General features: G+C 62.7%; 15 protein-coding genes. 11 read left to right on the top strand and 4 right to left on the bottom strand.

All coding sequences use genetic code 11. The features are described from left to right. Positions 1–31: 31 nt before the first annotated feature. The 6 genes from JQ597_RS23305 (at position 32) to serA (ending at position 5,713) form a co-directional block, all read left to right on the top strand. Positions 32–1,315: a PQQ-dependent sugar dehydrogenase gene (locus JQ597_RS23305; protein ID WP_212266902.1), complete on the top strand. Its 1,284-nt coding sequence runs from the start codon at positions 32–34 to the stop codon at positions 1,313–1,315. A 148-nt stretch (positions 1,316–1,463) separates the two neighbouring features. Continuing rightward, positions 1,464–2,030, top strand: coding sequence for a c-type cytochrome (locus tag JQ597_RS23300; RefSeq protein WP_212266900.1), 567 nt, complete (start codon positions 1,464–1,466; stop codon positions 2,028–2,030). 70 nt (positions 2,031–2,100) lie between these two features. Continuing rightward, positions 2,101–3,501: an amidase family protein gene (locus JQ597_RS23295; protein WP_212266898.1), complete on the top strand. Its 1,401-nt coding sequence runs from the start codon at positions 2,101–2,103 to the stop codon at positions 3,499–3,501. 74 nt (positions 3,502–3,575) lie between these two features. Next, on the top strand, positions 3,576–4,052 hold the full coding sequence (locus JQ597_RS23290; protein WP_212266896.1) for a glutathione peroxidase: 477 nt from the start codon (positions 3,576–3,578) through the stop codon (positions 4,050–4,052). After that, positions 4,049–4,312 (top strand): DUF3297 family protein, encoded by a 264-nt coding sequence (locus tag JQ597_RS23285; protein WP_212266894.1) that lies wholly within the window; start codon positions 4,049–4,051, stop codon positions 4,310–4,312. Before JQ597_RS23290 ends, JQ597_RS23285 begins: the two co-directional genes overlap by 4 nt. A 141-nt stretch (positions 4,313–4,453) precedes the next feature. Continuing rightward, complete coding sequence (gene serA, locus JQ597_RS23280) at positions 4,454–5,713, top strand: phosphoglycerate dehydrogenase (RefSeq protein WP_212266892.1); 1,260 nt, start codon at positions 4,454–4,456, stop codon at positions 5,711–5,713. Positions 5,714–5,927: 214 nt separating this feature from the next. Here the strand turns inward: serA and JQ597_RS23275 are convergent, their stop codons facing one another. Then, positions 5,928–7,280, bottom strand: a complete 1,353-nt coding sequence (locus JQ597_RS23275) for a malonyl-CoA decarboxylase (protein ID WP_212266889.1) — start codon at positions 7,278–7,280, stop codon at positions 5,928–5,930. 116 nt (positions 7,281–7,396) lie between these two features. Further along, complete coding sequence (locus JQ597_RS23270; RefSeq protein ID WP_249136094.1) at positions 7,397–8,197, bottom strand: AraC family transcriptional regulator; 801 nt, start codon at positions 8,195–8,197, stop codon at positions 7,397–7,399. A gap of 127 nt (positions 8,198–8,324) precedes the next feature. On the opposite strand from JQ597_RS23270, the gene JQ597_RS23265 reads away from it, so the two are divergent. Next, positions 8,325–9,503, top strand: a complete 1,179-nt coding sequence (locus JQ597_RS23265; protein ID WP_212266884.1) for an MFS transporter — start codon at positions 8,325–8,327, stop codon at positions 9,501–9,503. 33 nt (positions 9,504–9,536) lie between these two features. Here JQ597_RS23265 and JQ597_RS23260 read toward each other — a convergent pair whose 3' ends face one another. Then, positions 9,537–11,156, bottom strand: coding sequence for a GMC family oxidoreductase (locus JQ597_RS23260; RefSeq protein ID WP_212266882.1), 1,620 nt, complete (start codon positions 11,154–11,156; stop codon positions 9,537–9,539). A 175-nt stretch (positions 11,157–11,331) separates the two neighbouring features. Here JQ597_RS23260 and JQ597_RS23255 point away from each other — a divergent pair, with 175 nt between their 5' ends. The 3 genes from JQ597_RS23255 (at position 11,332) to JQ597_RS23245 (ending at position 15,327) form a co-directional block, all read left to right on the top strand. After that, positions 11,332–12,129 (top strand): transporter substrate-binding domain-containing protein, encoded by a 798-nt coding sequence (locus JQ597_RS23255; RefSeq protein ID WP_212266880.1) that lies wholly within the window; start codon positions 11,332–11,334, stop codon positions 12,127–12,129. Between the two features lie 569 nt (positions 12,130–12,698). Continuing rightward, the gene (locus tag JQ597_RS23250) at positions 12,699–13,511 is read left to right on the top strand and encodes a formate/nitrite transporter family protein (protein ID WP_192740075.1); all 813 of its coding nucleotides are present in this window, start codon (positions 12,699–12,701) and stop codon (positions 13,509–13,511) included. A 76-nt stretch (positions 13,512–13,587) separates the two neighbouring features. After that, entirely contained in the window at positions 13,588–15,327 is a 1,740-nt protein-coding gene (locus tag JQ597_RS23245) for a bifunctional protein-serine/threonine kinase/phosphatase (RefSeq protein WP_212266878.1), read from the top strand. 169 nt (positions 15,328–15,496) lie between these two features. Here the strand turns inward: JQ597_RS23245 and JQ597_RS23240 are convergent, their stop codons facing one another. Beyond that, positions 15,497–16,291, bottom strand: coding sequence for a substrate-binding domain-containing protein (locus tag JQ597_RS23240; protein ID WP_212266876.1), 795 nt, complete (start codon positions 16,289–16,291; stop codon positions 15,497–15,499). A 214-nt stretch (positions 16,292–16,505) separates the two neighbouring features. On the opposite strand from JQ597_RS23240, the gene JQ597_RS23235 reads away from it, so the two are divergent. Continuing rightward, a complete protein-coding gene (locus JQ597_RS23235; RefSeq protein ID WP_212266874.1) occupies positions 16,506–17,243 on the top strand; it encodes a cupin domain-containing protein in 738 nt (245 codons plus the stop codon). Positions 17,244–17,413 lie beyond the last annotated feature (170 nt).

The raw sequence follows: 17,413 nt of genomic DNA, 5'->3' as shown, positions 1-17,413 counted from the left end.
CGAGGATAAGGCTTCCGCCAGGGAGAATGCCATGATGAGCTATTCGTCGGCGCCGCGCAGCCTATTGCTGGCCGGTGCTTTTTTCGGTGCATTGACATTGAACGCTGCAGCGCAGCAGCCCGCCACGCCGCCTGCGGCAGGTGCGGCGCCGGCAGCCGCAGCCCCGCTTCCGCCGGGCTCGCCCTTGATCGGCCGGCCTGCCGATAATGAAGCCGCCGCCAAGCTCGCACCGATCGCACCGCCGCCCATCCCCGCCGCGCCCGACAAATTGCCGACCGCCAAGCTGAAGGTGCCGGCCGGCTTCAACATCGAAGTCTACGCCGCCGGGATGGCCAACGCGCGCTCGCTGATCGAAGGCGACAAGGGCACGGTGTTTGCCGGCACCCGCCTGATCGACAAGGTCTATGCGGTCGTCAACAAGGACGGCAAGCGCTCGGTGAAGGTGATCGCCTCCGGCCTCTATCGCCCGAACGGCCTCGCGTTCAAGAACGGCACGCTCTACATCGCCGAACTGTCGAAGATCTCGAGGATCGACAAGATCGAGGACAATCTGGACAATGCGCCGAAGCCGACCGTGATCTACTCCGATCTGCCCAAGGATGAAGCCCACGGCTGGAAGTTCATCGGCATCGGTCCGGACAACAAGCTGTATATTCCGGTCGGGCAACCCGGCAACAACGTGCTGCACAGCGACGCGCACGGCCTGATCAAGCGCATCAATCTCGACGGCTCCGGCGCCGAAGTGATCGCCAGGGGCGTGCGCAACACCGTCGGCTTCGACTGGAATCCGGAGAACAAGCAGCTCTATTTCACCGACAACGGCCGCGACTGGATGTCGGAGGACGTGCCCGAGGATGAGCTCAACCGCATCACCAAGGTCGGCGAACATTTCGGCGCGCCCTACTGCCTGCAGGGCAACATCGTCGATCCCGAATTCGGCTGGGGAAAATCCTGCAGCGACTACACTGCGCCGGTCGGCCTGCTGGGCCCGCATTCCGCAGCGCTGGGCATGCGGTTCTACACCGGCAACATGTTCCCGAAGTCCTACAAGAACGCGATCTTCATCGCCCGCCATGGTTCGTGGAACCGGACCAAGAAGGTCGGCGGTGACGTCCTCATCGCCCGGCTGAACAAGGACGGGTCAGTCAAATCCGTGGAGCCGTTCCTCACCGGGTTCGTCGAGGACAACAAGTACATCGGCCGCCCGGTCGATGTGCTGCAGCTGAAGGACGGCTCGCTGCTGGTCTCCGACGACTACAACGGCGCCGTCTATCGCATCACCTACGGCAAGCAGAAGGTGGCGGGCGCTAAGTGATCGGAAGTTCGTCATTGTGAGGAGCAACGCGACGAACAAGCTACGTGGTCATTCCGGGCTGGTGCGTTAGCACCAGACCCGGAATCTCGAGATTCCGGGTTCGATGCTTGCGCATCGCCCCGGAATGACAGGCATTCCTGGAAGTCCGATGCATAGAACAATAACGGCGCTGGCGTTCACCCTGATCGCCTCAATGGCAAGCGCGGAAACCTTCCAGGATCGCATCGCGCCGTGTCTGGCCTGTCACGGCGAGCGCGGACAGTCCGAGACCGAAAACACGCCCTCGCTCGGCGCGCAGCAGGCGCCTTACACGCTGATCCAGCTCTTCATGTTTCGCGAGAAGCTGCGCAGCTTCGAGCCGATGAACGAGATGGCGAAGGCGCTGACCGACGACGATCTGCGCACCTTCTCCGATTTCATCGCCAAGATACCCAAACCCACACCACCAGCTGAGGCCGGCGATCCCGCGCGGATGCAGCGCGGCCAGACGCTGGGGCAGCAGCATCGCTGCAACAGCTGTCACAACCCGGATTATTCCGGCAAGGAAAACGTGCCGCGGATCGCCAACCAGCGCGAGGATTATCTCGCCAAGACGCTTGGCGAATACAAGGACAATAGCCGCCACGGCTATGACGGCAGCATGGCCGACGTGATGGGTCCGATCACATCAGAGCAGATCGCCGATCTCGCTCATTTCATTGCCCATTTGCGCTAAACCCTGGTTCACGGCCCCGGCTGGCGTTGCTGTTCGCGCGGCGCTACAAGGCGGTCAAACGGAGTTTCCCATGCAAGAAATCTGGCGCCTGTCGGCCGCGGAGCTGGCCTCGCTGATCAAGACAAAAAAGGTCTCGGCAACGGAGGCGGCCACATCCGCATTGGCGCGGCTGGACGCGGTCAATCCCAGGATCAATGCCGTGGTCGACCACAAGCCGGCCGAGGTGCTGGCGCAGGCCGCGGCCATCGATGCCGCGATCGGGCGGGGCGAAGATGTCGGCCCCCTGGGCGGCGTACCCATTACCGTGAAGGTCAATATCGACCAGACGGGCTTTGCCACCACCAACGGCCTGAAGCTGCAGCGCGACGCGATTGCTACGACCAACAGCCCCGTGATCGATAATCTCTACAAGGCCGGCGCCGTCATTTTGGGGCGGACCAATTGCCCGGCCTTTTCCTATCGCTGGTTCACTACCAATCTCGTGCATGGCGATACCAAAAACCCCCGCGATCCCGGCATCACGCCGGGCGGCTCCTCGGGCGGCGCGGGTGCAGCGGTCGCGGCCGGCATCGGGCATATCGCGCATGGCACCGACATCGCTGGCTCGATCCGCTACCCGGCCTACGCCTGCGGCGTCCATGGCCTGCGGCCGACGATGGGCCGGATTCCGGCATTCAATGCCGCGCTCCCCGAGCGCACGATTGGTCCCCAGATCAGCGCGGTATCGGGACCCTTGGCCCGGACCATCGGCGACATCAGGATTGCCCTGGCGGCGATGTCGGCCCGGGATTATCGCGATCCCTGGTGGGTCCCGGCGCCGCTGGAAGGCCCGCCGGTGCAAAAGCGCGTCGCGATGTGCCTCAATCCTGATGGCCTCGATCCCGTGCCCGAGGTGAAAGCCGCCGTTGCCGATGCCGGCAAGCGGCTGGAGCGCGCGGGCTGGATCGTCGAGGAAATCACCAATACACCGCCGCTGCGCGAGCCCGCCGATCTGCAGACCAAGCTCTGGCTCGGCGACAGCTATGAGGCGCAGCTGGAGACCGCCGAGCGTGAGGGCGATCCCGGCGCGCTGGCCTGTCTGCGCGGCAGCCGGACAAAAGTGTTTCCGTTCGATGCCGCGGCGTTCTCGAGGGCGCTGACCCGGCGCGCGACGCTGACCCGTGAATGGCTGGAATTCTTCGAACAATACGCGGTGCTGCTGATGCCGGTATCCGGCGAATTGCCGTTCCCCGATCACCTCGACCGCAAGGACGAGGCGTCTTTTGCGAGGGTGTGGCACGCCCAATTGCCGCAGATTGCCATTCCCTTCATGGGCCTGCCCGGGCTAACGGTTTCGACGGGACTGGTGGGGCGGATTCCGGTCGGCGTTCAACTGGTCTCCGGCCGTTACCGTGAGGATCTCTGCCTTGCCGCGGGCGAGGCGATCGAGGCCGGCGGAACGCCGTCGGCGGCGATCGATCCGGCAAGCTAGCAGAGCGTTTTCAAGCGAAGTGGACACCGGTTCGCGTAAAGAAAACGCGTCAAACAAGAGACCGAAGGAATTCGATGTCAGGCATTTATGATTTCACGGCGCAGTCGCTGGCCGGCGAAGAGGTTCCGCTGAAGCAGTTCGAGGGTCAGGTGCTGCTGATCGTCAACACCGCCAGCGCCTGCGGATTCACGCCGCAATACAAGGGTCTGGAAGCGTTGCATCGCGAACTTTCGCCGCGCGGCTTTGCGGTGCTCGGCTTTCCCTGCAACCAGTTCGGCGCGCAGGAGCCGGGCGACGCCAAACAAATCGAGGCGTTCTGCGAAACCAGATTTCAGGTGACGTTTCCGATGTTCGCCAAGATCGACGTCAACGGCAGCAAGGCGCACCCGCTGTATGAATACCTGAAGAACGAACGGTCGGGCCTGCTGGGCTCGTCGATCAAATGGAATTTCACCAAATTCGTGGTCGACCGTTCGGGCAAGGTGGTGGGACGCCATGCCCCGACCGTGACACCCGAAGCACTGAGAAGAGAAATCGAGGCACTGCTATGAACGAGAAAACCGAAACCGACGCGTTCCCCGACCGCCTGTCGACCAATCCGAACAGCCCTTATTACAACGAAGAGCTGCTGTCGCGCGACGTCGGCATCCGCTTCAAGGGCGCCGAGAAGACCAATGTCGAGGAATATTGCATCAGCGAGGGCTGGATCCGCGTCACTGCGGGCAATGCCAAGGACCGCTTCGGTAATCCCCTGACGATCAAGGTTCATGGCCCGGTCGAGCCGTATTTCCGGGACAAGGCGTCGTCCTGAGGGGGTCCTGTCTCATTCGTCATTGCGAGCGAAGCGAAGCAATCCATCTCGCCACAAAAAGAAAGAATGGATTGCTTCGCTTCGCTCGCAATGACGGCATAGATCAATCATCCATTTCTATCGCTGAAGGACGCCGCGATCTTGACCAGTAAGCTCCCCCAACTCTCGCTCGCAAAGGACAAGATCCGGGTCCTGCTGCTCGAAGGTGTCAACGACAGCGCCGTGCAGCTGATCGAGTCGGCCGGCTATTCCAGCATGACGCGCCTGTCCAAGGCGCTGGAAGGCGATGCGCTCAAGGAAGCCATCAAGGGCGTGCATCTGCTCGGCATCCGCTCCCGCACGCAGATCACCCCGGATGTACTGGAAGCCGCGGACCGGCTGATCGCGATCGGGTGCTTCAGCGTCGGCACCAACCAGGTGGATGTCGACGCCGCGCGCCGCAGCGGGATTCCGGTGTTCAATGCCCCGTTTTCCAATACGCGCAGCGTGGCGGAACTGGTGATCGGCGAGATCGTCATCCTGCTGCGCCGGATCGTGGCGCGTTCCAACGCCGCCCATCAGGGACGCTGGGACAAGTCCGCCAACGACAGCTATGAGGTGAGGGGCAAGACGCTCGGCATCATCGGCTACGGCAATATCGGCTCGCAGCTCTCCAATCTCGCTGAAGCGTTGGGCATGAAGGTCATCTTCTACGACCACACGGACCGGCTTCGTCACGGCAACACCGAGCCGGTCGCGAGCTTGCATGAGCTCCTGGCACAGAGCGACGTCGTGTCGTTGCATGTGCCGGAAACGGCGGCCACGGCCGGGATGATCGGGCGCGACGAGATTGCCGCGATCAAGCCGGGTGCGTATTTCATCAACAACAGCCGCGGCACCGTCGTCGACCTCGAGGCGCTCGCCGACGCGCTGCGCGAAGGCAGGTTGCGCGGCGCCGCGGTCGACGTTTTCCCGGTCGAGCCGCGCTCGAATGCGGATCGCTTCGTATCGCCGCTGCAGGGGCTGGAAAATGTCATCCTGACGCCGCACATCGGCGGTTCGACCGAAGAGGCGCAGGAGCGCATCGGTGCCGAAGTGGCACGCAAGCTGGTCGAATACAGCGATTCCGGCTCCACCATGGGCGCCGTCAATTTCCCGCAGGTCCAACTGCCGCCGCGGCCTTCGGGCACAAGGTTCATTCAGGTGCAGCGCAATTTGCCGGGCATGCTGGGCCGTCTGAACGAAGTGCTCGCGCGCCACTCGGTCAACATCGCCGCGCAATATTACGAGACCGATCACGACGTCGGCTATGTCGTTCTCGACGCCGACGCCTCCGCCGCCGACGGCCAGCGCGTGCTGGCGGACATCCGGGCTCTCGAGGGCACCATTCGCGCCCGCTTGCTCTACGAATACAAGATCTGAGCGGGGCGGAAGCAAATCTGCGTAGCTCCGGCGGCAGGCTCGCTGCACCTCTCCCGCTTGCGGGGGAGGTCGCATCGCATCGAACGATGCGATGCGGGTGGGGGCTCTCGCCACACGGGTACTCGCGGCGACACCCCCACCCCAACCCTCCCCCGCAAGCGGGAGAGGGGGCGCGGTTCCTTCGCGGTTGCTATTGACCTAACTTCATGACGTTTTACGACAGCCGCATATCCAGCAGCCGCCGGCCTTCGGTCTTGAGCAGCTTCTTCACCGCGCTGGAGGCGGCGATCTCGCCCTGGTTGGCGTAGGCTTCGTGGTTCTTTTCGATGTCGTCGAGCCGGTAGAGGTAATTGACCATGATGCCGGCGGACTCGCGAACGCCCTTCGGCGAGAGGTCGCCGAGCCAGTCGATCCGCTCCAGCCGCGCGCCGTTGCCGATATGGAAGCGCGCCACCGAATCGATCAGCCGGCCTTTTGAGGTGCGGGCCTTGAGAAAATAATGCGCGGCCAAGGGCTCGATCACCGCGCGCAGTTGCGTGGTGGTCTCCGCGTTCTCGAACCAGCCGGGCTGGTTGAGCTTTTCCAGCAGCGTTCGTTCCTCGTCGGACAAGGGAACGTCGTCGGCTTCCTTCAGCCATTGCATGAAGCCGGGCACCGGCGACAGCGTCACGAAGGTGTCGAGTTTCGGCAATTCGCGCCGCAATTCCTCGACCACCTGCTTGATCAGGAAGCTGCCGAACGAGATGCCGCCAAGTCCCTTCTGGGTGTTCGAGATCGAATAGAACACGGCGGTACGGGCACGCTCGATCGCCACCGGCTGGCGTTCGGCGGCGAGCAGCGGCGCAATCGCGGTCGGGATCGTTTCGGTCAGCGCGACCTCGACGAAGATCAGCGGCTCGTCGGTCAGCTGCGGATGGAAGAAGGCGTAGCAGCGGCGGTCGACCGGGTCGATGCGGCGGCGCAGATCGTTCCAGTCGTGGATTTCATGCACTGCTTCATAACGGATGATCTGTTCCAGAATGTTCGCTGGCGTCGACCAGTCAATCCTGCGCAGCACGAGAAATCCCCTGTTGAACCAGGAAGACAGCAAATGCACCACGTCGCGGTCCAGCGCTGCCAGATCCTTGTTGCCCTTCATGAGCGAAAGCAGATCGGCGCGCATCGCCACCAGATCGCTGGTGCCGCCCGGCGCGCGGTTGAGCCGGCGCACCAGTTCCTGGCGCCGCGGCTCGGAAGCAAAATGAAGATCGCTGGCGTCGGCGTCGCTCGGCTGCGCGCGCCAGCTCTCGATCGCCCGCGAAAGCCGTTCGCGATCGGGACCGTAGTCGCGGGCGAGGGCGGCAAAGAACGAAAGCCGGCCGGCTGTGTCGAGGTCATGGTAGCGATCGAGCACTTCGCGGGCCATCGCGGTGCCCGTAGCCTCGCCGCGGCCCGACAGCAGCGCCTCGCACAGTTCAAGCAGTTCGGAGGCGTCTTCCTTGGTATCCGAAGATCCGCCGCGCCGAAGCAGCGTACGGCCGCGTTCGGAAATCGTCGAAAGCAGGTCGGAGAAGAAGGCGTTGGCCATGGGCGAAGTCGATTCCGGAGGTGATGCCGAACCTTATATCGAATCTAGGGCGCGGCCGATCTTATTCAAGCGCATGGATCGTACGGAAATATGTCAGGCTTCGACGAAGGTATAATTCAGGCCTTTTCCGCAAATTCGGTTGGCGTCTTGCCGGTGACCTGCCGGAAGGCGTGCGAAAACGCCGGTACGCTGGCATAGCCGAGGTCGGAAGCCAGCTGCTTGACCGAGACGTTGGCGTCGGTGGACAGTTTTTCGATCGCGGCCGCGACACGGGCGCGCTGGCACCAGCTCTTGAAGCTGAGTTGCGTCTCGGCCGAAAACAGCCGCGACAGCGTCCGCGCCGAGGTGCCGACCTCGCGCGCCAGCGTTTCGATCTCATGGGCGCCGGTCGGATCCGACAGCACGATGTCGGCGGCGCGCCGGCAGCGTGGCTCGTGCGGCAGCGGGATGAAGGTCGCGGAATCTTCCGCCTGGTGCAGCTCCAGCATTGCGAGTTTGACCAAAAGGCCGGTGCGCTCGGCTGTGGTGTGCTCGTCGAACAGCGCCAGAATTGCCTGATGCAACAGCGGCGACACCCGCACCACGAATTCTGACCTGAGGCTCTGGCTGCGCTCCTCGCGGGCCAGCCAGTCGAGGTCGAAATACAGGGTGCGCATTTCGATGTCGGCGAGCACGTCGATGGCATGCGCAAGCCGCGCCGGCACCCAGACCGCGCGGTCGGGCGGCACCAGCCAGCGGCCCTTCGGGGTGGTGACCTGCATGGTGCCCCGGGCGGCGTAAACCAGCTGCGCCTCGCGGTGCATGTGGGTGTCGATCCGGAAGCCCTTTTTGTAGTTGTTGGCGATCATATGGATGCCGTCGCCGGTCGAGATGCGGCGCCCGATAATGGCGGCGATTGGCTTTTCGGCGATATTCATTGGCGACATCCCGTCAGGACAACCCCCTATAACCTATTTTGGAAAGTTGCGGGATTCGGGCCCAGGGCTCTGACCGGGACCCGCCTGCCAAGAAATGCCCAACAAGCGCCAAGGACTGGACCAGACCATGAACAGCCCCAGCCGGGTGATCAGCTTCGTCAACGCCGCCCATTTCATCGATCATTACGCGATGCTGATCTTCGCCGCCGCCGTCATCATCATGGGGCCGGCATTCGGCATGGCCTATTCGGAGCTATTGCCTTACGCCACCCCCGGCTTCGTCGCCTTCGGCGCGGGATCGCTGATCACCGGCTGGCTCGGCGACCGCTGGAGCCGCCGCCACATGATGGTGATCTTCTTTGCCGGCATCGGCGCCTCGATGATCGCGGTCGGCTTCGTGCGGACACCGCTGGAGCTCGGCGCGGTGCTGCTCTCGATCGGCCTGTTCGCCTCGATCTATCACCCCGTTGGCACCGCCATGATCGTATCCTATGCCGACAAGCTCGGCCGCGAGATGGGGCTGAACGGGGTCTGGGGCAATCTCGGCGTGGCGTCGTCGGCGCTGGTCACCGGCGTGATCGGGCAATATCTCGGCTGGCGCTGGGCCTTCATCGTGCCGGGGGTCGTCACCATGCTGATCGGCGTGGCCTTCGCCATGCTGGTCGTGCACGAGGATCGAACCGGCTCCAGGCAGGCGGCAGCCCAGGCGCGCATCGCCAAAGAGGACATGTGGCGGGTGATCCTGGCGCTGCTGATCGTCGTGATCGCGATCTCGACCACTTTCAACGCCGTCACCGTGGCGCTGCCAAAGCTGTTTGCGGAGCGGCTGGCCGACTTGACCAATAGCCCGGCGCTGCTCGGCGTCATCGCCGCCGGCGTCTATGTGTTCGGCGCGATGACGCAGTACACCATCGGCAAGCTCATCGATCACTACTCACTGAAGACCGTGATGCTGCCGCTGTCGTTCCTGCTGGCGCCATTCCTGTATTTCGCGGCGACGCTGTCGAACCTGCCGCTGATCATCGCCTCGATCGGCATCGTGATGGGCGCGTTCGGCCAGGTCACGGTGAACGACGCCATGGTCGGCAAGTACACCACCGATGAATGGCGCTCGCGCGCTTACTCCGTGCGCTACTTCATCGGCTTCACGGCCGCGGGCGCTTCCGTCGGGCTGGTGGCGTGGCTGTACGAGAAGGGCGGCTTTGTCACCATGCTGCAGGCGTTTGGCGCGCTGTGCCTCCTGGTGATCGTCGCCGCCATCATCCTGCCGCAGGAAATCAAGGTGCCGGCGGCGCAGACGAATTGATCGCAGTCGAGTTTTCGCGTCAGCTCGCCAGCGTCAGTTCGCCAGCGCGCTGGCGATGATATCGGAGCTCTTCTCTGCGACCATGATCGTCGCCGGGTGAATGTTCGGCGAGGGCATCGCCGGCATGACGGACGCATCGACGACCCGCAGACCGTCGATGCCGCGAACGCGGAGCTGGCTATCGACGACGGCCCCGTCATCCTCGCCCATCCGGCAGGTGCCGCAGGGATGATAGACGGTCGAGCCGATATTCCTGATGTAATCGGCGGCCCGATCGTCGCTGGTGACCTCGGGACCGGGCCTGATCTGTTCGACCACCAGCGATCGGAAAGGCTCGGTCGCGACGATTTGCCGGGCAATGCGAAAGCCCGCCAGCATGATGCGCATATCATCAGGGTCGGTCATATAGTTGGCGCGGATATGCGGCGGCGTGCGGCCCTCCGCGTCGCGCAGCGTAATTTCACCGCGGCTCTTCGGCCGGCAGACGCTGAAGATGAAGGTAAAGCCCGGCCACCGATGCAGGCCGTTCTTGAACCCGTCAGTCGAAAAATTGAGGCACTGATACTGGATGTCAGGCACCGGTTCGGAAGGGTCCGATTTCGCAAACAGCGTCGCTTCGGTCGCGCCGACCGAGAGTTGTCCGGATCCCCTGAGCAGCCATTCGAGCGCGAGCTTGACCGACTTGGCCGGGCTCATCACGGCTTCATTCAAGGTATCGGTCGCGTTGGTCTTGAATGTGAAGTTCGACTGATAATGGTCCTGCAGATTCTTGCCGACGCCGGGCAGGTCGCATTTCACGTCGATGCCGAGCTTTGCCAGTTCTGCGGCCGGGCCAATGCCGGAGGCGAGCAACAGCACCGGAGAATTGATCGCGCCGCTTGAGACGATGAGCTCGCGCCGCGCGCCGATGCGCTGGATCTGGCCGTCGCGTTCGACCTCCACGCCGATGGCGCGGCGTCCGTCGAACAGGATGCGGCGGACGCGGGTCTTCGTCATCAGCTCGAGATTTTTGCGGGCAAGGTTCGGCTTGAGATATCCGACCGCCGTCGAGCGGCGCCAGCCATTGTGGACGTTGAGCGGCGCGAAGCCGACGCCGTCAATACGCTCGCCGTTGAAATCAGGGTTGCGCTGATATTGCAGGCGCTCGCAGGCCTCGACGAATGCCTTCGCCGCCGTCGAAGGGCGTTTGATGTTCGACACCGTCATCGGACCGCCGGTGCCGCGCCATGCATTGGCGCCGTCAACGCTGTGCTCCATTCGCTTGAAATAGGGCAGCACGTCATTGTAGCCCCAGCCACGCGCGCCTAGGCGCTGCCATTCGTCGTAGTCGCTGGGGGCGCCGCGCAGGAAGACGAGGCCGTTGATGGAGCCGGAGCCGCCCAAAACCTTGCCGCGCGGCCAGATCACGGTTCGGCCGCCCAGACCCGGTTCGGGTTCGGTTTCGTAACCCCAGTTCATCTTCGGGTTCGGGACCAGTTTGCCGAAACCCATCGGAATGTGAATCCATGGATTGCGATCGCGTCCGCCGGCTTCGATGACGCAAAGCGACACTCTTGGATTTTCCGTCAGTCGTGCCGACAGCACGCAGCCGGCGGAGCCGCCGCCTACCACGACGACATCGAACTCCGCATCAAAACCGGATTTACCCGTCAAGACGTTTCGCTCCCGATCTGCGTTTGCGGCAGACGATAGTGGCCTGCAGATGGTCTGGATAGGGCTTTGCGTCATATGCGGCGTGCATGGCGGATCGCTGTACGCCCGATCTTCGCTGAGCTAAAAGCAAACTTTCCAGAATTGACCGGGCGAAGACCCGGCGTGGAGGAAAGCTATGTCCCATCAATTGCCGCGACTTGCCGGCCTCGTCCTTGGAGCCATGATGATAGCCATGCCGGCAAATGCCGATGCCCTGAAAGATGAAATCGCGCCGACCGGCAAGCTGCGGGTGGCGATTGCGATCAGCCCGGCGGGCGGCGCGTTCTGGTCGACCAAAACCGAATCCGGCTATGCTGGCGTCCCGGTCGATCTCGGCAAGGCGATGGCGGCGCAGCTCGGCGTTGCCGTCGAATATGTCGTGCACCAGAATTCCGGCCAGATCGTTGACGCCGCGTCGAAGGGCACCTGGGACGTCACCTTCCTGCCGAAGGATCCGGAACGCGAGGGAAAGATGTCGTTCGGGCCGATCTATGAGGTCGCGGACGCCACCTACATCGTCAAGCCCGGCTCGACGGTGACTGATTTCGCGACCCTCGATCAACCCGGCGTCAAGATCGCCGCCGTCAACAACACCACGACCATGCGCGGCGCGATCGTGCATCTGAAGAATGCCAAGATCACCGGCTACCAGACCTTTGACGAAATCGCCGGCCTGCTTGCGAAGGGCGAGATCGATGCCTTCGCGCTGTCGCGCGAAACGCTCAATGCCATGGCCAAAAAAATTCCGGGCACGCGCGTGCTCGACGAAACCTTCAAGCAGACGGTGACCGCGGTCGCGGTGCCGCTCAATCATCCGTTGTCGCACGCGTTTGCGGTCAAGTTCCTGACCGAGTCGATCTCGAACGGCACGCTGCGCAAGGCCTATGACAATAACGGCCTGAAGGACTCGCCGATCCGGACCCAGACGAAGTGAGCGGTTAGAGCGTTAGACCGCACACTGCTTCCACGATGGAGCTGGGCTTTCTCTCCCGCACTTGCGGGGGAGGGTTGGGGTGGGGGTGTCTCCGTGGTTTGCGATGTTAGCGTGAGGAGTCGAACCCTGCGCTACATCTGTGCAACTGCACAAATACAAGGCATGAGATCGATGCGCCTGGATGCGATCCGGGGCGATTAATCCTGTAAAATCACGGGGTTTTTGCCACTTCGGCGCCCGCCCCGTGTTGGCACATCGATTGCTTAATTAAATCTCAGTCAATGACGACTGCCGTCCTACGGATTGCCAAAGCCAGTGTTGGCCAAGGCGCAGGGATCAGGCGACCTCCATGAGGCGCCTGGAGCAGTCATCGGGACCACTCCACAAACATCTCTGTCTCAGATCAAGCGTGAGCGTGTGACCCGCGGCGCCGAGCAGAAGCGTTTTGCTTCTGCTGATGGTGTTGGTTGCGGTACGCGCGCGCGAGGACGGCTCGCCACACCTCACATCGGCGCGGGCCATATGGATGCCGGCGCTGGTTAGATTTTTGCGAAACAGGGGGAACTGCAATGGCTTATCTCGTGCCTTCGGAATTCGTGACCAAGATGGTCGATGCCGGAGAATCCAAGATCTTCATGTCGACGCGCGACACCATCATCCGCGCCTATATGGCCGGCGCGATCCTCGCGCTCGCGGCCGCCTTTGCGGTCAGCATCAACGTGCAGACCGGCGTACCGATCGTCGGTGCGGCGCTGTTTCCGGTCGGCTTCTGCATGCTCTATCTGTTCGGCTTCGACCTCCTGACCGGCGTGTTCGTGCTGTGTCCGCTGGCGCTGATCGACAAGCGTCCGGGCGTGACGCTGGCCGGCGTGCTGCGCAACTGGGGCTTGGTGTTCGTCGGCAATTTCGGCGGCGCGTTCACGGTCGCCGTGATGATGTCGATCGTCTTCACCTTCGGCTTCTCGACGCCGCCGGACAAGGTCGGTCAGGTGATCGGCACCATCGGCGAAAGCCGCACCGTCGGTTACGCCTCGCACGGCGCGTCCGGCATGCTGACGCTGTTCATCCGCGGCATGCTCTGCAACTGGATGGTTTCGGCCGGTGTCGTCGGCGCGATGATCTCGACGACGGTCAGTGGCAAGGTGATCGCGATGTGGATGCCGATCATGCTGTTCTTCTACATGACCTTCGAGCATTCGATCGTGAACATGTTCCTGTTCCCGTCGGGCCTCTTGATGGGCGGCCACTTCACCGTCTGGGATTACCTGATCTGGAACGAGATTCCGACCGTGGTAGGCAACCTCGTCGGCGGCCTCGCCTTCACCGGCCTGACGCTGTACGCCACCCACGTCAAGACGGCGCCGAAGCGCGCCGTGGGTTGACCGCATCGGCCATTCGGGGTCTCAACTCCAGGGATTATTCCAAGGGTTGAGACCCCCATTTCCTTTGACGGGACAGATGCCGCGTGAACTGAAAATATCGGTCGGGCAATATTCTGACAAAGGTCGCAAGGAGACCAATCAGGATTTTCACGGCGTCCTGATTCCGGCCGAGCCGCTATTGAGCCTCAAGGGCATCGCCATCGTGCTGGCGGACGGCATCTCGAGCAGCAATGTCAGCCGGATCGCAGCCGAGTCCGCCGTCAAGGGTTTTCTGACCGACTATTACTGCACCTCGGAATCCTGGTCGGTGCGAACTTCTGCCCAGCGCGTGCTGGAAGCGACCAATTCCTGGCTGCACTCGCAAACGCGAAGAAGCCAGTATTCCTACGACCGGGACCGCGGCTACGTCTGCACGCTGAGCGCCATCGTCCTCAAGTCGACCACGGCGCATCTGTTTCACGTCGGCGACAGCCGGATCTATCGCATGTCCGGCAACTCGCTGGAGCAGCTGACCAACGACCATCGCGTCATCATTTCGTCGGAACAGTCCTATCTCGGCCGCGCGCTCGGGGTGAATCCGCAGATCGAAATCGACTATCTGATGTCCCGGGTCGAGAAGGGCGACACCTTCGTGCTGGTGACCGACGGCATCTACGAACAGGTCAGCGATCGCCATATCGCCAGAACGGTCCGGGATAACGCCGCCGATCTCGACCAGGCGGCAAAAGCCGTAGCCGAACTCGCCTTTGAACTCGGCAGCAAGGACAATCTCACCATTCAGATCGTGCGCGTCGATGAGCTGCCCGAAAGCGCCGCCAGCGAGGTGTTCGGGCAGCCGAGAGAACTGCCGCTGCCGCCGCTATTGGAAGCGCGGCAGGTTTTCGATGGATACCGCATCGTCAGGGAATTGCACGGCAGCAGCCGCAGCCACATTTACCTTGCGGTCGACATCGAGAGCGAGGACGTCGTCACTCTCAAGATTCCGTCGATCGACCTGCGCGACGATCCTGAATATCTGAAGCGGTTCATGATGGAAGAATGGGTGGCGCGGCGGATCGACAGCCCGCATGTGCTGAAGCCGTGTTTGCCGTCACGCAAGCGCAACTTCCTCTATGTCGCGACCGAATACATCGACGGCCAGACGCTGACGCAATGGATGATCGACAATCCCCGGCCGACGCTGGAAACGGTGCGCGGCATCGTCGAGCAGATCGCCAAGGGCCTGCGCGCGTTCCACCGCAAGGAGATGCTGCATCAGGACCTGCGGCCCGACAACATCATGATCGACAAGACCGGAACGGTGAAGATCATCGATTTCGGCTCGACCAAGATCACCGGCGTCATCGAGGCCGCTCCATCCGGCAACCGCAACGACATCCTCGGCACCGCGCAATACACCGCGCCGGAATATTTTCTGGGCGAGCCGGTCTCGTCGCGCTCCGACCTGTTCTCGCTCGGGGTCATCACCTATCACATGCTGACGGGAAAGCTGCCCTATGGCGCCGCAGCGGCGAAAGCCCGAACCCGCTCGCAGTTCAGCAGGCTGATCTACAGCCCGGCCTCGCACCGCGACCGCGAAGTGCCGGTATGGGTCGACGGCACGCTGGAGCGCGCGGTGCATCCGAATCCTTACAAGCGATACGACAGCCTGTCGGAATTCCTGCATGATTTGCGTCATCCCAACGCCAATTATCTCAGCAATTCGTCAACACCGCTGATCGAGCGCAACCCGCTGCTGTTCTGGAAGAGCACCACGGTCGTGCTGGCGCTGGCGATCATCGTGCTGCTGGCGATGCAGCACGGCATGCACCGGTGACGCGGGACTTCACCTCTCCCGCTTGCGGGGTCGAGACGAGCGAAGCTCGCTCTTAGGTCGCTGCGCTCGAAGAGCGCGGCGGGTGAAGACTCTCTCCCCACGAAGAGTGCGACTCGCGGCAACTCCCCCCAACCCTCCCCGCAAGCGGGAGAGGGAGCGCTAGCATCACCTAATTCGTCGCCCCCACGATCGGGTCCATCCCGCTCTTGACGATCTCCGGCCGCGCCGCGGGCGAGGCGAGGAATTTGATCAGCGCCTTGGCGGCGTCGGGCTCCTTGGAGACGCTGGCGATCGCGGCGGAGAACACCGTGATCTTCTGTAGTTCGTCGGGCAGGGGACCGACGATGTCGATGCCTTCGACCGGCCGCAGCTCGCTGATCTGCTGGAAGCCGATCTCGGCGTTGCCGTGCGCGACGATTTCGCCGACCGGGGTCGCGGGAATTTTTCGCGCCTTGTCCTTCATGGCGTCCTTGATGCCGAGCTTGTCGAACATCTCGGTCGAGACATAGACGCCGCTGGCGCTGTCGGAATAGGCGATGGTCTTCGCGGCCAGCAGCGCGCGCTTGACCGCGTCCGCGTTGCTGATGTCCGGCTTCGGGGCGCCTGCCTTCACCGCAACCCCGATCGGCGATTTGACCAGGTCGATCTTGCTTTCCGCAATCGCCTTGCCCTGCCTGGCGAGATCGTCGATCGCATAGCCGACCATGATCAGGACGTCGGCGGCCTCGCCGCGCTCCAGCCGCACCGGGATAGCATTCGCCGTCGTGCCCATCGACGGACCGTAGGCGGTCAGCACCTTGTGGCCGGTGGCACGCTCGAACTCAGGGACCAGCGCCTTATAGGCGGCGGACAATCCGCCGGAGATCATGACGCGGACCTCGGCGGCGGAGGCTGAGCCTGAAAACGCGAAGGCGGCAACGAAGCCGAGTGCGAGTGCGCGGAAAACAGTTGAATTCAGCCGCATGGTTATTCCTCCCGGGGCGCTTCTTGAGCGGACGTCCTTGTGACGATGTTACTGCGCATAAGGCCGAGCGGCTATCCCAAATGAAGCCCTCGCCACCTGCATGCGACACCCTCACTGGTTGCATGTTACACCTAAGGTCTAGTTCCACGGGCCTGCTTGCTTCGGCACAAATAGTACTGACGACTACGAAAACCAAAACAGGCGGAGGACACAGATGAGCAGGCTCTCGTGGCGCTGGTGGACACGAAACAAGGACAAATCCGTAAGCGAGAGGACGCCCCCGTCCGAAGAATTTGCAGGCGGAGATCGGCGCCAGTTGCTGCAGGCGCTTTCCGCGATCGCCGGCAGCGGCGCGCTGGCCGTGATCTCGCAACCTGCCGAAGCCAAGGATTCCAGCGACCTGCCACCGCCCAAGCGGGCGCTGACCGGCCGCGATGAGGCCGGCAAGTCGGTGTTCAAGTCCTTTGACGTCACGTCCAAGGTCGTGGAGATCGATAGCAATCCGGGGCTGACATTCTACGAGCTATACATGACCGAAGGTGTGCCGCAGCTCACCGGCCGGGAGCCGGACCCGATGCTCAAGGGCACAATAGGGTTTCCCGGCCCGGGCGGCACGATGTTCCGCCTGATCTCGTATCCGCCGAGGCGGCCCGAAGGCTACAAGCCGCCGGCCGGCGTCACGTTCGAAAGCGGGCTGAAGGAATTGTCCGACAAGCTCCCCGGCATGGGTGACGTTTTCGACCGCAGCGCGCCGGGCATGCACACGTCCGATACCATCGATTACGGCGTCGTGGTCCGCGGCGAGATGACGCTCGAACTGGACGACGGCCAGAAGGTCCATCTGCGCCAGGGCGATTGCATCGTGCAGAACGGCACCCGCCATCGCTGGCGCAACCCGTTGCCGGAGCCCTGTCTGATGGCCTTCATCTCGATCGGCGGCAAGCGCGGTTAGGACTTGCGCCGTTAGGACGCGATAGCCTTCGCAGATCAGGACACCGTATTTGCCCGGAATCCACAATAGAACGGTTCTGCGCTATCAAGTTGCCAAGCAGGATTTCATACTTAAAAATTTTAGCGAGGCCGCTGACATCACTCAGCGGCCTTTTTATTTTTGGAACTCGT

Source organism: Bradyrhizobium sp. AUGA SZCCT0177 (assembly GCF_018130125.1).
Lineage (GTDB): Bacteria > Pseudomonadota > Alphaproteobacteria > Rhizobiales > Xanthobacteraceae > Bradyrhizobium.
The sequence above is the reverse complement of the archived record's forward strand: the minus strand, read 5'-3'. Positions and strand labels throughout refer to the sequence as shown.

Coding starts and splice junctions, on each gene's coding strand:
- JQ597_RS23285 (WP_212266894.1), top strand. CDS start 4,049: ATGAACGAGAAAACCGAAACCGACGCGTTCCCCGACCGCCTGTCGACC.
- JQ597_RS23295 (WP_212266898.1), top strand. CDS start 2,101: ATGCAAGAAATCTGGCGCCTGTCGGCCGCGGAGCTGGCCTCGCTGATC.
- JQ597_RS23300 (WP_212266900.1), top strand. CDS start 1,464: ATGCATAGAACAATAACGGCGCTGGCGTTCACCCTGATCGCCTCAATG.
- JQ597_RS23275 (WP_212266889.1), bottom strand. CDS start 7,280: ATGGCCAACGCCTTCTTCTCCGACCTGCTTTCGACGATTTCCGAACGC.
- JQ597_RS23245 (WP_212266878.1), top strand. CDS start 13,588: ATGCCGCGTGAACTGAAAATATCGGTCGGGCAATATTCTGACAAAGGT.
- JQ597_RS23235 (WP_212266874.1), top strand. CDS start 16,506: ATGAGCAGGCTCTCGTGGCGCTGGTGGACACGAAACAAGGACAAATCC.
- JQ597_RS23255 (WP_212266880.1), top strand. CDS start 11,332: ATGTCCCATCAATTGCCGCGACTTGCCGGCCTCGTCCTTGGAGCCATG.
- JQ597_RS23240 (WP_212266876.1), bottom strand. CDS start 16,291: ATGCGGCTGAATTCAACTGTTTTCCGCGCACTCGCACTCGGCTTCGTT.
- JQ597_RS23290 (WP_212266896.1), top strand. CDS start 3,576: ATGTCAGGCATTTATGATTTCACGGCGCAGTCGCTGGCCGGCGAAGAG.
- JQ597_RS23250 (WP_192740075.1), top strand. CDS start 12,699: ATGGCTTATCTCGTGCCTTCGGAATTCGTGACCAAGATGGTCGATGCC.
- JQ597_RS23270 (WP_249136094.1), bottom strand. CDS start 8,197: ATGAATATCGCCGAAAAGCCAATCGCCGCCATTATCGGGCGCCGCATC.
- JQ597_RS23265 (WP_212266884.1), top strand. CDS start 8,325: ATGAACAGCCCCAGCCGGGTGATCAGCTTCGTCAACGCCGCCCATTTC.
- JQ597_RS23305 (WP_212266902.1), top strand. CDS start 32: ATGATGAGCTATTCGTCGGCGCCGCGCAGCCTATTGCTGGCCGGTGCT.